This window comes from uncultured Limimaricola sp. (assembly GCF_964022235.1).
Taxonomy (GTDB): domain Bacteria; phylum Pseudomonadota; class Alphaproteobacteria; order Rhodobacterales; family Rhodobacteraceae; genus Limimaricola.
Genome location: NZ_CAXHZL010000001.1, coordinates 220,710 through 233,601, shown reverse-complemented (window position 1 = coordinate 233,601; position 12,892 = coordinate 220,710). Strand labels below are relative to the sequence as shown.

Annotated in this window: 18 protein-coding genes; 8 read left to right on the top strand and 10 right to left on the bottom strand. The window is 66.0% G+C overall.

The features are described from left to right. The first annotated feature begins 24 nt into the window (after positions 1-24). Positions 25-1,035, top strand: a complete 1,011-nt coding sequence (locus tag AADJ02_RS01240) for a mechanosensitive ion channel family protein (protein ID WP_341211174.1) — start codon at positions 25-27, stop codon at positions 1,033-1,035. Positions 1,036-1,087: 52 nt separating this feature from the next. Here AADJ02_RS01240 and AADJ02_RS01235 read toward each other — a convergent pair whose 3' ends face one another. Beyond that, positions 1,088-1,453: an HIT domain-containing protein gene (locus AADJ02_RS01235; RefSeq protein ID WP_341211173.1), complete on the bottom strand. Its 366-nt coding sequence runs from the start codon at positions 1,451-1,453 to the stop codon at positions 1,088-1,090. Positions 1,454-1,463: 10 nt separating this feature from the next. Further along, positions 1,464-3,035 carry a DUF5928 domain-containing protein gene (locus tag AADJ02_RS01230; RefSeq protein WP_341211172.1) on the bottom strand — a complete coding sequence of 524 codons (1,572 nt, stop codon included), beginning with the start codon at positions 3,033-3,035 and terminating at the stop codon, positions 1,464-1,466. A gap of 137 nt (positions 3,036-3,172) precedes the next feature. Between AADJ02_RS01230 and AADJ02_RS01225 the strand changes: the two genes are divergently transcribed. Both AADJ02_RS01225 and AADJ02_RS01220 read left to right on the top strand, forming a co-directional pair. Beyond that, complete coding sequence (locus AADJ02_RS01225; protein WP_341211171.1) at positions 3,173-3,991, top strand: sulfotransferase family protein; 819 nt, start codon at positions 3,173-3,175, stop codon at positions 3,989-3,991. 42 nt (positions 3,992-4,033) lie between these two features. Continuing rightward, complete coding sequence (locus tag AADJ02_RS01220) at positions 4,034-4,759, top strand: phosphatase PAP2 family protein (RefSeq protein WP_341211170.1); 726 nt, start codon at positions 4,034-4,036, stop codon at positions 4,757-4,759. Here AADJ02_RS01220 and AADJ02_RS01215 read toward each other — a convergent pair. Together AADJ02_RS01215 and nth are read right to left on the bottom strand one after the other, a co-directional pair. Continuing rightward, the gene (locus AADJ02_RS01215) at positions 4,756-5,739 is read right to left on the bottom strand and encodes an adenosine kinase (RefSeq protein ID WP_341211169.1); all 984 of its coding nucleotides are present in this window, start codon (positions 5,737-5,739) and stop codon (positions 4,756-4,758) included. The genes AADJ02_RS01220 and AADJ02_RS01215 overlap by 4 nt on opposite strands. Then, entirely contained in the window at positions 5,736-6,380 is a 645-nt protein-coding gene (gene nth, locus AADJ02_RS01210) for an endonuclease III (protein ID WP_341211168.1), read from the bottom strand. The genes AADJ02_RS01215 and nth overlap by 4 nt, the downstream gene beginning before the upstream one ends. 223 nt (positions 6,381-6,603) lie before the next feature. Here nth and AADJ02_RS01205 point away from each other — a divergent pair, with 223 nt between their 5' ends. The 4 genes from AADJ02_RS01205 to AADJ02_RS01190 all read left to right on the top strand — a co-directional run bounded on the left by AADJ02_RS01205 (position 6,604) and on the right by AADJ02_RS01190 (position 9,441). Further along, positions 6,604-7,434 carry a bifunctional helix-turn-helix domain-containing protein/methylated-DNA--[protein]-cysteine S-methyltransferase gene (locus AADJ02_RS01205; protein WP_341211167.1) on the top strand — a complete coding sequence of 277 codons (831 nt, stop codon included), beginning with the start codon at positions 6,604-6,606 and terminating at the stop codon, positions 7,432-7,434. A gap of 151 nt (positions 7,435-7,585) precedes the next feature. Beyond that, positions 7,586-8,245 carry an OmpA family protein gene (locus AADJ02_RS01200; protein ID WP_341211166.1) on the top strand — a complete coding sequence of 220 codons (660 nt, stop codon included), beginning with the start codon at positions 7,586-7,588 and terminating at the stop codon, positions 8,243-8,245. Positions 8,246-8,355: 110 nt separating this feature from the next. After that, complete coding sequence (locus AADJ02_RS01195) at positions 8,356-9,129, top strand: FCD domain-containing protein (RefSeq protein WP_341211165.1); 774 nt, start codon at positions 8,356-8,358, stop codon at positions 9,127-9,129. 54 nt (positions 9,130-9,183) lie between these two features. After that, positions 9,184-9,441 carry a hypothetical protein gene (locus AADJ02_RS01190; protein ID WP_341211164.1) on the top strand — a complete coding sequence of 86 codons (258 nt, stop codon included), beginning with the start codon at positions 9,184-9,186 and terminating at the stop codon, positions 9,439-9,441. A gap of 95 nt (positions 9,442-9,536) precedes the next feature. On the opposite strand, the gene AADJ02_RS01185 is transcribed toward AADJ02_RS01190, so the two are convergent. The 5 genes from AADJ02_RS01185 to AADJ02_RS01165 all read right to left on the bottom strand — a co-directional run bounded on the left by AADJ02_RS01185 (position 9,537) and on the right by AADJ02_RS01165 (position 12,162). Beyond that, complete coding sequence (locus AADJ02_RS01185; protein ID WP_341211163.1) at positions 9,537-10,097, bottom strand: F0F1 ATP synthase subunit B; 561 nt, start codon at positions 10,095-10,097, stop codon at positions 9,537-9,539. Further along, positions 10,094-10,648, bottom strand: a complete 555-nt coding sequence (locus tag AADJ02_RS01180) for a F0F1 ATP synthase subunit B' (protein WP_341211162.1) — start codon at positions 10,646-10,648, stop codon at positions 10,094-10,096. The genes AADJ02_RS01185 and AADJ02_RS01180 overlap by 4 nt, the downstream gene beginning before the upstream one ends. Positions 10,649-10,728: 80 nt before the next feature. Further along, positions 10,729-10,965: a F0F1 ATP synthase subunit C gene (locus AADJ02_RS01175; protein WP_017929184.1), complete on the bottom strand. Its 237-nt coding sequence runs from the start codon at positions 10,963-10,965 to the stop codon at positions 10,729-10,731. 71 nt (positions 10,966-11,036) lie between these two features. Further along, positions 11,037-11,819: a F0F1 ATP synthase subunit A gene (locus tag AADJ02_RS01170; protein ID WP_341211161.1), complete on the bottom strand. Its 783-nt coding sequence runs from the start codon at positions 11,817-11,819 to the stop codon at positions 11,037-11,039. Between the two features lie 4 nt (positions 11,820-11,823). Continuing rightward, the gene (locus AADJ02_RS01165; RefSeq protein ID WP_341211160.1) at positions 11,824-12,162 is read right to left on the bottom strand and encodes an AtpZ/AtpI family protein; all 339 of its coding nucleotides are present in this window, start codon (positions 12,160-12,162) and stop codon (positions 11,824-11,826) included. 219 nt (positions 12,163-12,381) lie between these two features. Here AADJ02_RS01165 and AADJ02_RS01160 point away from each other — a divergent pair, with 219 nt between their 5' ends. Further along, a complete protein-coding gene (locus AADJ02_RS01160) occupies positions 12,382-12,747 on the top strand; it encodes a metalloregulator ArsR/SmtB family transcription factor (protein WP_341211159.1) in 366 nt (121 codons plus the stop codon). Positions 12,748-12,760: 13 nt separating this feature from the next. Here the strand turns inward: AADJ02_RS01160 and AADJ02_RS01155 are convergent, their stop codons facing one another. Next, positions 12,761-12,889: a hypothetical protein gene (locus AADJ02_RS01155; RefSeq protein ID WP_341211158.1), complete on the bottom strand. Its 129-nt coding sequence runs from the start codon at positions 12,887-12,889 to the stop codon at positions 12,761-12,763. Positions 12,890-12,892: the final 3 nt, after the last annotated feature.

The window sequence follows — 12,892 nt, the reverse complement described above, 5'->3', positions numbered from 1 at the left end:
CCCTCTGATCACAAGAGGGACGGCATGGAAGAAGAAGAGACGCAGACGCAGAGCCGCGAGGATGTCGACAGCCTCGCGCAGGTCGACGCCGACACCGGCAATATCTTCGAGAAGATCGACGCCTGGGTCGACGGCTTCTTCCGGCTTCTGCCCAACATCGCCGTGGCGCTGGTGCTTCTGGTCGTCTTCTGGTTTCTCGCGCGCGGCCTCGCCGCTCTGGTGCGCCGATCCGGCAAGAGCCGCGGCCGTGACAATCTGGGCGACGTGGGCGCCAGCCTGCTGCGCTGGCTGGTGACGATCTTGGGCGTCATGCTCGCGGTCACAATCGTCGCCCCCTCGATCTCGCCGGGGGATCTCTTCGCCGGCCTTGGCATCGGTTCGGTCGCGATCGGTTTCGCCTTCAAGGACATCCTGCAGAACATGTTGGCGGGCATCCTGATCCTGATCCGCCAGCCCTTCGAGGTTGGCGATCAGATCGTCTCGGGCGGGCACGAGGGCACGGTCGAGCGGATCGAGACCCGCGCCACGCTCATCAAGACCTATGACGGCCGCCGCGTGGTGATCCCGAACTCGGACATCTACACCGATGCGGTGGTGGTCAACACCGCCTTCGACAAGCGGCGCTCGCAATACGATGTGCTGATCGGTTGCTCGGACGATATCGATGAGGCCTGCGCGATCATGGTCGAGGCTGCGGGAAAATGCGAGGGCGTGCTTTCCGACCCCGCGCCTGAGGCGATCCCGTGGGGCATGGACGCCGATGGCAACACGATCCGCCTGCGCTGGTGGACCACGCCCGCGCGCGCCGACGTCGTGCATGTCTGGGGCCGGGTGATCCGCGATACCTACAATGCGCTGAACGACAAGGGCATCGACCTGCCCTATCCGACGCGCATGGTGCTGTTCCACGATCAGACCGAGGCGACCGACGGCGACCGCACCGCCCAACGCGAGGGCTGGCCCGCAAAGGGCGACAGCCCCGAGCCGCGCCGCATCGCCGATGCCATTGCTCGGGCGGGCCGACAGGAGGGCTGAGGCCCGCTCACTGCCCCCCGGAGCATTCCCGAGGGGCGACATCTCCGTGGTTTCAGCCGCGCTCCAGCATCCGGCCCAAGGGGCGTCCGCCCAAGATGTGCATATGGAAATGCGGCACCTCCTGGACGCCATGCGCGCGGGCGTTTGCGATGGCGCGAAAGCCCTCATCGACCCCGGCCGTCTCGCAAACCTGCGCCACCGTGCGGTTGAAGTCGAGAATCTCCGCGTCAGAGGCCTCCCGCGCGAAGTGGTCGTAGCTCATATAGGCCCCCTTGGGGATCACCAGCACATGCACCGGCGCCTGCGGTGCGATGTCGTTGAAGGCGAGGCTGTGCTCGGTTTCGAGCACGGTCTTGTTGGGGATTTCGCCGCGCAGGATCTTGGCGAATATGTTCTGGTCGTCGTAGTCGAAGCGCATCGCTTCCTCCTCAGTCATCGAACAGATGTGGCGTCTCGGCGATGCCGCGGGCCAACTCGGGTGTCACGTCGAGAAAAGCCTGCAGCGCTTGACTGTTGTCCTCCGGTCCGGCCCCCTCGACAAGCCGGTAATGCCCGGCAAATCCTGCCTCGCGAAGCTCGCGCACCTCGGCCCCCATCTGCTGGCGCAATGGGGGCATCAACAGCTCCAGCCCGGCCTCGCTTTCGCCCGCCAGATCGGTGCGTATCGCGTGCTGGCGCAGATAGGTGTCGTCGATCCTCGCGTCGATCTCGAGCAGCCGCACCACCGCCTTGTCGTCCATCACATCACGGATCAGGTCGATCCGCGAGGGATCGATGCAGACCGCCAGCTTGTCGGTATCGTGCAGCTCGTACAGCAGCCGCAGCGTCGCGCGCCGGTGCCGCGACCGCTTGGCGAGCCCGCGCTCGACGCCACCCATCGGTGGCAGATCGGTGTCCTCCTCGTCGAACAGGTAGTCGGTGGCCAACATGCCGGTATGATGCTTGATCGACCCCATCAGCCGTTTCGCGACATGCCGCTTGTGGCTGATGACGAGCAACAGCACCCGCCCCGCGCCGAGCGATCCGCCGCTCTCCCAAGCGCGCGGTGCAAAGCGCAATCCGATCCGACCGCGCCCGGTCAGGAACTGGTGCAGCCGCCGCCCGTCGCCCCCGGCCGGAAACTCGCGCCGCCCCGAGGCCCACAAGTCCCGCAGCCGTTCGCGCAGCCGCGTGGCACCGGGGCTGATCTTGCGCGCAAAGAGCGCATCCTGGCCCAACAGCAGGTCGTAGTGGTCGTTGTGGAATGTCGCGGGCATCCCGTAGTCGGTGAAGGTCAGGAAGGTCGGGCTGCGCGAGCGGATTTCGTCGCGCGCGACGAGGTGGCGCACCAAAGTCTGGAACATGGTCTCGTCGGGGATCCAGCTCCAGCGGAACAGGCGGCGCACGTCGGGGCGCGCGTCGAGAAAGCCCAAGACCGCCTCCACCGTGCCACGCCTCAGGCACCACCATTGCGAGCCGATCATTGGCCGGATGTCGGCAGGGACCGCCCGCGTGATCCCGAGCCTTCGCTGGACTGCGAGGCTGAGGTAGAACAGCCCCTTGCGATCGCGCTCGTTGAACAGGTGCCAGCGGGTCAGCCGCTCATCGCGCATCCCGGTCTTGATCCAGCCGCTTTCGAAGAAATCGACGCTCTCGATCCAGTCCGCCGGGTCGGCCTCCAGCATCTCGTGGGCATGGGCGGCCGACTTGATCGCCATGCAGTCGCCCGAAACGAGGTAGAAATGCGTGGCATCCGCGAACCGCTCAAGCGCCAGTCGCAACGCCGAGATCGTCGCGGTGACAAGGCTCCATTCGCCCCAGCCGCATCGCATCCTGTGTTGCACCACCGCTATGCCCGCCTGCCCCGACAGCCCATCGCGCAGCCGCAGCCAATCGGCCTGAGGGGCGCGCGCGTCCAGATGCACCACCACCGCATCCCCCGAGGCGGCGAGGCCACGCGCCTGACCGATCACCGCTTCGGGATCCTTGTGGCACAGCAGGATGAAAGCGATGCGCGTCATATGCGTTCCCCAGACACCACGCGGCCAGAGCCCCGGGCGGTTTGCGCCTTGATAGCGCGCGAAGCCGTCGCATAAACAGGTCGCCAAGCATTTCGGGGCCCCTTGTGGCCCAAGCGCGGCAGCGAATGGGGCGACGCATGGGATTTCCGGGCACCTGGATGACCGAGAGCGAGAGCATGGTGTACCGGGTGGTGCCCAAATGCGCCTGTTCGACCATCGGCCAGATCATGTACCGATCGGACCACGGGCGGTTCTTCGACGGCGACATCCATGACGCGCAGGAGGGCCTGCACAAATGGGCCCAGGACCGCAGCCAAGGCCCGATCGCCGACAACGTCACCGCGCACAAAAGCCTCGTCTTCACCTGCGTGCGCAATCCCTACGGACGCATCCTGTCGTCCTTCTTCGACAAGATCTGCGGTATCCAGCGCAACGGCCGCCGCTACCGGGGCAACCTCGTGCCGATGCTCGTTCAGAAATACGGAATTGAGGTGGGCGACCCCGAGACCGGCTTCGAGTTCGACCAGATACGCAGCTTTCGGCGCTTTTTGCTGTTCGCCCGCGACACCATCCGCTTTCGCAAGCCGATGGACCCCGACATCCATTGGTCGGCCATGTCGGGCCATGTCTCGACGCTGATCCGGGGCGGCGGGCGCTATGACCGGATCGTGCACACCGAGGAGTTCGACGCCGGGATGCGCGAGGTGCTGGCGCGCGCGCCGCTGCGCCACCCGGTCGATCTCGGCGCGATGCCGCGCTTCAATGAAAGCGAGGGCCACGGCCCCAAGCGTGCCCATCCGGTCGAGGCCTATTTCGACGACCTGTCGATGCACCTCGTGCGCGAAGTCTACGGGCGCGATTTCGAGCTGTTCGGCTATGACATCGACGACCCGTCCAAGCGCGGCCCCGTGCGCGAGATCGACTTCGAGGCGGTGCATGCGAAGCTCGGCGCATGAGTGCGTGCCGGAACTCCCCTCCCTCCGCATGGTTGAAGCGATATGCCTGATCCCAGCCCGACCGACATCCCCGCCAATCTGCGTCGCCGCCCCGAGTTGTGGATGGTGCTGCTGTTTCTCGTCTCGCTCGCCGCACTCGGCTTCTTCCTGCTTGCGGGCGAAGTCGTCGAGGGCGACACGGCGGCTTTTGACGAAGCGATCCTGCTCGCGCTCAGGACCCCGGGCGATCTGAGCGATCCGATCGGCTCGCACTGGGTCGAGGAGATGGCGCGCGACATGACGGCGCTGGGCGGCGTGGCGTGGCTGACGCTGCTGACGGCGGGGGTGGCTGGCTATCTGGTACTGTCGCGCCATACGCGCACGATGTGGTTCCTGCTGCTCGCGATTGGCAGCGGTACGCTACTGAGCCGCACCGCCAAGATGCTGTTCGAGCGCGCTCGTCCTGACCTCGTGCCGCATGGCTCCTACGTCTACACCGCGAGTTTTCCCTCGGGGCACACGATGCTCTCGGCGGTGACCTATCTCACATTGGCCGTGATGCTGTCGCGGCTCGAGCCGCGCCGCGTGATCAAGGTCTATATCATGACCTGCGCGATCCTGCTCACGGGTTTGGTCGGAGCGAGCAGGGTCTATCTCGGTGTGCACTGGCCCACCGACGTGATCGCCGGCTGGACCGCCGGCGCCGGATGGGCCGTGCTGTGCCTGCTGGTGGCACAGTGGCTGCAGCGCAAGGGCCAGATCGAGCCTGCCGAGGATGCAAAGGATTAAAGCAGTCCGGCATCCTTGAAAAGCGTCCCGAGATCCGTCTCGGGGCGCGCCCCGAAATGCGAGATCACCTCGGCGGCGGCGACGCAGCCCATGCGGCCCGCCGTCTCGAGACCCCGCCCCGTTGCGATGCCATAGAGAAAGCCCGCGGCGAACAGGTCGCCCGCGCCGGTGGCATCGACCGGCTTGACCTTGCGCACTGGCACCACCACCCGCTCTTCGCCCCGGATCAGCACCACATCGGCGCCCGAACGGGTGCAGACCACGAAACGGCACTCGTCGGCGGCGCGGGTCAGCGCTTCGTCGAGACGGCACTGGTAGAGGCTTTCCCATTCGTGCTCGTTGCCGATGACAAAGTCGAGTTCGCGCACCAGCCGCTGAAAATCGGCGCGATGCCGATCGGCACAGAACGGGTCCGACAGCGCGATCCCGGCCATGCCGCCGCCCTTGTGGGTCAGCTCGGTGGCGCGCTCGAAGGCCTGTTTGCCCTTGGGCTTGTCGTAGAGATAGCCCTCCAGAAACAGGATCCCCGCCTGCCCCGCGACCGCGTCGGACACATCGTCCGGGCCAAGCTCGGCAGAGATGCCGAGATAGGTGTTCATCGAGCGCTCGCCATCCGGGCTCACGAAGATCATCGAGCGCGAGGTCGGAAGCTCGCCGCCCGTGACCGGCGGATTGGCGAACCGCGTGCCGCCCTCCTCCATGCTCTGCGCATAGAACCGGCCAAGCGCATCATCGCGCACCCGGCCGATGAAGGTCGTGTCGAGTCCGAGGTTGCCCAGCCCCGCCAGCGTGTTGGCGACCGAGCCACCGGGCGCCTGACGGCGGCCCTCCATGGCCCCGTAAAGCGTCTCGCCACGCTCGCGCTCGACAAGCTGCATGATGCCCTTCTCGATGCCCATCAGGTCGAGAAAGCTGTCATCGGCCTGAGCGAAAACGTCGACGATGGCATTGCCGATGCCAAGGATGCGGGGGACGTTCATAGGGTTTTCTCCTCGAAGAGGCAGATGTCGCGGATCGGACAGGCCGGGCATTTGGGCTTGCGCGCCACGCAGATGTAGCGCCCGTGCAGGATCAGCCAGTGATGCGCATGGCCCTGCCAGCGCGCAGGTATATGGTCCTCGATGCCGCGTTCGACGGCATCCACATCGCGGCCCGGCGCGATGCCGGTGCGGTTGCAGACGCGGAAGATATGCGTGTCGACCGCCTGCGCGGGATGCTTCCACCACATGTTGAGCACGACGTTCGCGGTCTTTCGCCCGACGCCGGGCAGCGACACGAGGGCGGCGCGCGACGACGGCACCTCGCCACCGAACCGCTCGACGAGGATCTCGCTCATGCGGATCACGTTCTTCGCCTTGTTGCGAAACAGGCCGATGGTCTTGATGTGCTCGATGACGCCATCTTCGCCCAAGGCCAACATCTTTTCGGGCGTGTCAGCAATCTCAAACAGACGTTTCGTCGCCTTGTTGACGCCCGCATCCGTGGCCTGCGCCGAGAGCGCAACGGCCACGAGAAGCGTGTAGGCGTTGACGTGGTCGAGCTCGCCTTTCGGCTCGGGCTCGGCCTCGTGCAGGCGGGCAAAGATCGCGTCGATTTCGTGGTAGTCGAGCTGTCGGGTCATCGCACCTCTATGCCCGGAGCAACCCGGCCTCACAAGGGCGGCGGAGGGCCGTGCCACCGGGCGCCGCGCCGTGAGTATTCGGAGAGTAAAGTGAGCCGAGGCATGCTCTTGGGTGACTTTGCTCTTCAAATACTCAAACCCCGCAGGCGCGGACCAGTGCGACGGATCAAGTTGCGCAGCTTCCGGGTCGCGCCGCCCCGCGCTGCGTCCTATTCTCGATCCCATGGACCAGACCCACGCATATCACTACGGCGTCATGCGTCGCGCCATCGAGGCGATCGACACGGCCCCCGCCCCGCTCGCTCTCGAGGCTCTCGCCGCCCGGATGGAGATGTCGCCCGCGCATTTCCAGCGGGTCTTCTCCGCATGGGTCGGCGTTTCGCCCAAGCGCTACCAGCAGTACCTTGCTCTCGGCCACGCCAAGTCGCTGCTGCGCGAACGGCGCACCACGCTCGAGACGGCGCAGGAGGTGGGGCTGTCGGGCACGGGTCGGCTGCACGACCTGTTCCTGCGCTGGGAGGCGATGAGTCCCGGCGATTACGGTGCTGGCGGCGCGGGACTGAAAATCCGGCATGGCAGCTTCGACAGCCCCTTCGGCCCGGTCGTGGCGATGGGCACGGATCGCGGGCTGTGCGGTCTGGGCTTTGCCGCCGAAACCGGGGTGGCGGCCACCTTCGAGGATCTGCGCGCTCGTTGGCCTGCTGCATGTTTTGTCGAAGACCCCGATGCCCTTGCGCCTTGGGTCAAGGCCGCCTTCGACGGGCGCGGCGAAACCCGGGTCGCGCTCATTGGCGCGCCCTTCGCGATCAAGGTCTGGCAAGCGCTTCTGGAGGTGCCCACGGGCCACGTCACCACATACTCCGACATCGCTACCCGCATCGGCGTGCCGCGCGCGGTGCGCGCCGCTGCCACGGCGGTGGGCCGCAACCCGGTGTCGTGGCTGATCCCCTGCCACCGGGCGCTGCGCAAGTCCGGCGAACTCGGCGGCTATCACTGGGGCCTGCCGGTCAAGCGCGCGATGCTGGCTTGGGAGGCCGCCCGCACCGAAGCTTGAGGCTTTGGAGCCACAGGGGATCGGGTTCCCTGAAAACCCGGAACCTGCCTATCAAAGCCGCGTTATTGCATAGCAGCCGCACGCGGCCTCTATCAAACCGGGACAGGCGCGGGCATCACAATCCGCGCGACTCGCAAGAAATGGACAGATCATGATCACCAAGCTTCCCCTCGCGCTCGTCACCGTGTCGGCCCTCGCTGTGGCCGCGTGCCAGCCGGTGACCCCCAACAACCCCGACCCCAACGCCAACGCCCGTCGCGGCGCTCTGGTGGGTGCGGGTCTCGGTGCCGCCGTCGGCGCGCTCACCGGTGACGACAAGGACGAGCGTCTGCGCAACGCCGCTATCGGCGCGGCCGTCGCAGGCGGCGTCGGCGCGGCCTCGGGCGCGATGCTCGACCGCCAGGAAGCCGAACTGCGCAACCAGCTCGGCTCCAACGTCGGCATCGTCAACAATGGCGAGCAGCTCGTCGTAACCCTGCCGCAGGATATCCTCTTCGCCACCGACAGCGCCACGCTGACTGGCTCGATGACCAATGACCTGCGTGCCATCGCGGGCTCGATCAACAACTATCCCAACACCACCGTCAACGTGGTTGGCCACGCCGACAACACCGGTGCGGCCGCCTATAACCAGTCGCTCTCCGAAGCCCGCGCCCGTTCGGTCGCCTCGGTGCTGACCTCGGCCGGCGTGTCGCCCGCGCGCATCCGCGCCATCGGTCGCGGCGAAGACGCGCCTATCGCGTCGAACCTGAGCCCCGAGGGCCGTCGCCAGAACCGTCGTGTCGAGATCATCATCACGCCCAACAGCTGATCTCTTCCCTTCGACCGATCCATCGGGCCGCCCTTCGGGGCGGCCCTTTGCTTTGCGGTTGAGTAAACTTCGACCCGGTAATACAATTTTACCAGTTCTGGAGGTTCACCATGCCTTTCAAGCCCATTCAGCCCGAGAAGCTCTCTCATGGCGTCGTGCGCCAAATCGAGGAGCTGGTGCTGCGCGGCATCCTGCGCCCGGGTGACCGATTGCCGCCCGAGCGCGATCTGGCCGAACGTCTTGGCGTCTCGCGCCCGTCGCTGCGCGAAGCTCTGGCCGATCTGCAGACCCGCAACCTCGTCGAAAGCCGGGCCGGTGCGGGGGTCTATATATCCGACGTGATCGGCTCGGCCTTTTCGCCGGCCCTCGTACGGCTCTTTGCCACACACGACGAGGCGGTCTCGGACATGGTGGCGTTTCGCCGCGACATCGAAGGGCTGGCGGCCGAGCGCGCGGCCCGCCTCGGCTCGGACAGCGATCTCGCGGTGATCGATGCGGTATTTGCGCGGATGGAGGCGGCGCAGGCCAAACCCGCCACCAACGCCGAGGCCGAGGCCGGGCTCGATGCCGAGTTCCACCTCGCCATCGTCGAGGCGAGCCACAACGTCGTCATGCTGCACATGATGCGGTCGATCTACGACCTGCTGCGCGAAGGCGTGTTCTACAACCGACAGGTCATGTTCCGCCAGCGCGCCACCCGCGCCTCGGTTCTGGAGCAGCACCGCGCCATCAACGAGGCGCTGCAGGCCCGCGATCCAGAAGCCGCTCGTGCCGCCGTGGCGTCGCATCTCGACTATGTGCAGAGCGCGCTGAGCGATCAGCGGCAGGCGGATCGCCACGAGGCGATCGCCAAGCGGCGGCTGAGCCGGGAAACCGCGCGCTGAGCCGCGACCGACGCGGTGGGATGTGCTAGGATGGCGCTCACAGGAGGATGCGCCATGAGACATCTGCTACCCGCTCTCGCGGCCTGTGCCGCGCTTTTCCCTGCCACTTGGGCCACCGCCGGACCCGGCTGTGGCGGCAAGTCACACGACGTCACCGCAAGCACGAGCCAACCGGCCGCGGCCCCGGACCGGAGCTCTGTCGTAGCCGAGGCCACAGCGCCCGAGAGCCAACCGCCGTTCATCGATCTGCTGGCCTACAACACGCAATTGACGACGCCCGAGATCACCATGCTCCCGGATGCGGCTCGCTGAGTGCGCCCTCCCGGGCGACATGACCGATCAAATGAAAAGGCCCGGACGCCATCGCGTCCGGGCCTTTTCGTGTCAAAGCCGAAGCCCCGACCCAGTCAGTGCAGCTTGGCGCCCACCGTCTGGATCGACTCCTCAATCATCTTGTCGGTACGCTGCGCGGTCATCTGGTCGGTGATGACCTGACGCGCGGCCGCCACGGCCACGGTGACGGCCTCGTCACGGACCTGTTTGACGGCCTTGTCCTGCGCCGACTGGATCTGCTCCTCGGCGGCGGTCAGACGACGCTGGATCGACTTGGCGATGTCGATCTTGGCCTGCTCGGCCGAGCGGTTGGCCTCGTCGCGGGCGCTCGACACGATGCGATCGGCCTGCGTCTGCACGTCCTTTTGCTTACGCTCGAAGGAGGCCAGCAGCGACTGCGCCTCTTCGCGGAGCCCACGGGCCTCGTCGAGCTCGGCGCGGATGCCATCGGCCCGCTTGTCGAGCAACTTGCCGACTTCGCGCGGAACACGGAAGTAGAGCAGCACGCCGACGAAGAGCAGGAACGCCAGCAGCACGATGAAGTCGGTGTTGCGAAGCGAAAAGAACGGCCCGGTCGCGGCCATCGCCGGAGCGGCGGCCATGCTCAGGGCGAGCGTTGCGAGAACGAGTTTCATGCGCGCTCTCCCAGCTTGGCGTCGACGGCGGCGTCGACCTTGGCAGCGTCGGCATCGGCGCCAAAGGCGGCCACGATCTCGCGCGCGACGTCGCGGGCGACCTCGCTCACGTTGCGAGCAGAGCTTTCACGGATCTCGTCGATCGCCGCTTGGCTCTCGGCGGTCTTCGCGGCGATCTGCGCGTCGGCCTTTTCCATTTCGACATCAAGGTCGGCCTGAATCTGCGCCTTGGTCTCGGCGACGATCCGGTTGGCCTCGGCGCGCGCGTCGGCCAGCGCCTTGTCATAGGCACCCTCGGCTTCGCGAGCGCGGTGCCGCAGCTCCTCCGCGGCGGCGATGTCGTTGGTGATCGTGCCTGCGCGCTCGGCCAGCACCGCGCCGATGCGCGGCAGGGCAAAGCGGGACAGGACGAAATAGATCACGCCGAGCGTGACCAGGAGCCAGAAGATCTGGTTCGGGAAGCTGGAGACGTCGAGCTGGGGCATGCCCGGCCCTGCGGCTTCGGCTCCGTGAACCACCACTTCGTCGGCGGTAATAATTTCGGTCGCCACGGCGTCCTCCATCGAGCCCTAAGGAAATGGCGGCGCAGGGATCTGGCCCCGCGCCGCCGGTCAGGAGATCGAGATCTGGATCAGACCGCGAACATCAGCAGCAGAGCGACGAGGAACGAGAAGATCCCGAGCGCTTCGGCGAAGGCCAGGCCGATGAACAGCGTGGCGGTCTGCGAAGCGGCAGCCGACGGGTTGCGCAGCGCGCCCGACAGGTAGTTCGCTGCGACCGAGCCCACACCGATGGCCGCGAGGCCCGAGCCGATGGCTGCGAGGCCGGCACCGATGAACTGACCGAATTGTGCGATATCGCCTTCCATGGGGGTATCTCCTGATTTGGAATTGCGTGTTTGGTGAAGGGTGAACCGACCCCGAGGATCGCGCTCCGTCTTTAGTGCGACGGATGCAGCGCGTCCTTGAGGTAGATGCAGGTGAGGATGGTGAACACGTAGGCCTGGATGCCGGCCACGAGTACTTCGAGCCCGTAGATCGCGGTGATCGCCACGACCGAGAGCGGCGAGATGGCGGCGATGGCGGCAAAGCCCGCGAACACCTTGATCATCGCGTGACCGGCGACGAGGTTGCCGGCGAGACGAATGGAGTGGCTGACGGGGCGCACGAAGTACGAGATCACCTCGATGATCGCGATGACGGGGCGCAGGAACAACGGCGCTTCCTTCATCCAGAACAGGCCGAGGAAGGCCATGCCGTTCTTCATGAAGCCGATCACCGTGACCGAGATGAACACGCCGAGCGCCAGAACGGCGGTGACGGCGATATGCGAGGTCGGGGTGAAGGCCATCGGCAGGAGGCCGAGATAGTTCGAGAACAGGATGAAAAGGAACAGCGTCATGATCCAGGGGAAGTACTTGAGCCCCTCCTTGCCGGTGACGTCCTCGACCATCTTGTAGACGAAGCCGTAGACCAGCTCGGCGGCCGACTGGACCCGGCTGGGGATCACGGCGCGGCCACGGGTGCCGATCACGAGGAGCAGGATGACCGAAAGAGCCGCCAGCGCCATCCAGAAGGTGGCGTTGGAGATGGTGTACCAGGACACGGGGTCGCCGATCTCGCCGAAGAGCGGCTTGATCTCGAATTGGTCGAACGGGTGGAACTCCAGACCGCCGGCCTCTTCCACATGCCCATCGACCACTGCAACCGTCTCTGTCGCCATTCTCTCAGCCCTCGTCGTCGCGGGCCGAATCGGCCTGCTGTTTTACCTGCAGCTCCTTGGCCGTGCGCAGCATCGTTTTCACGCCCGCCGCGAGGCCCAGAAATATGAACGGTATCAGGAAGATCGGCATGGTCCCGAAAAGGGTGTCCAAGCCGAAGCCAATACCGAAGCCGATCCCGAGACCGGCCACAAGCTCGATCACCATGCGCCAAGCGACCTGCGCTTGGCTGTAATGGTTCTCCTGATGAGCGGTTTCCTCGGGCTTGCCCTTCAGCTTGGCGAGACGCTCTTCCAATGCGCGCAACCGCGCGTCGTGATCGTCATCGTCGTGGCTGTCGGACACTCCGGGTCGGCCCCCTCATCGGTCGAGAGGGTGCTATAGCGTGGGGGCGGATTGGTCAAGCGCCCGGAATCCCTGCGAATACGGCGGCTTTCCAACTGTAATGTAACGATATTTTCGAGAGGCCGAACCGGTCGACATGCTCGGGGCGGCGTTTGGTCAGCATGCGCGACATTCAACCGCGCGGTTGACGTTTCTCGCCAAGCACCGTCAGGGTGCCGCATGGCCGCATCCCTTGATCTGGTATTCTCCGCCCTTGCCGACCCGACCCGGCGCGCGATTCTCGCGCTGCTGCTCGAAGACGACATGGCGGTCACGGACGTGGCCGAACCGTTCGAGATGTCTCTCGCGGCGATCTCCAAACATCTGGGGGTATTGGCGGAGGCCGGGCTGATCTCGCGCGATCGGCGAGGGCGCGTCACGTGGTGCCAGCTTGAGCCGGACGGTCTGCGCGAAGCCTCGGTGTGGATGCAGGGCTTCGGTCAGATGGAGGGCATCGATCTCGACGCCTTCGAGCGGTTCCTCGAGCGGGAACTGGGTGCGTCCGCCACGACCGGGCCCGAAGGCCCCTCCGCGGCGGACGGTTAGGATCAGCGGTCGATCAGACGAGGCCGATCAGCGACAGAACCGCGATGACGACGACCACGAGACCGATGATGTAGATGATGTTGCGCATGACTGCCCCTTGAGGATGTATCAGTTGAATCTGACGAGCCAACGCGGCCCTCACGAA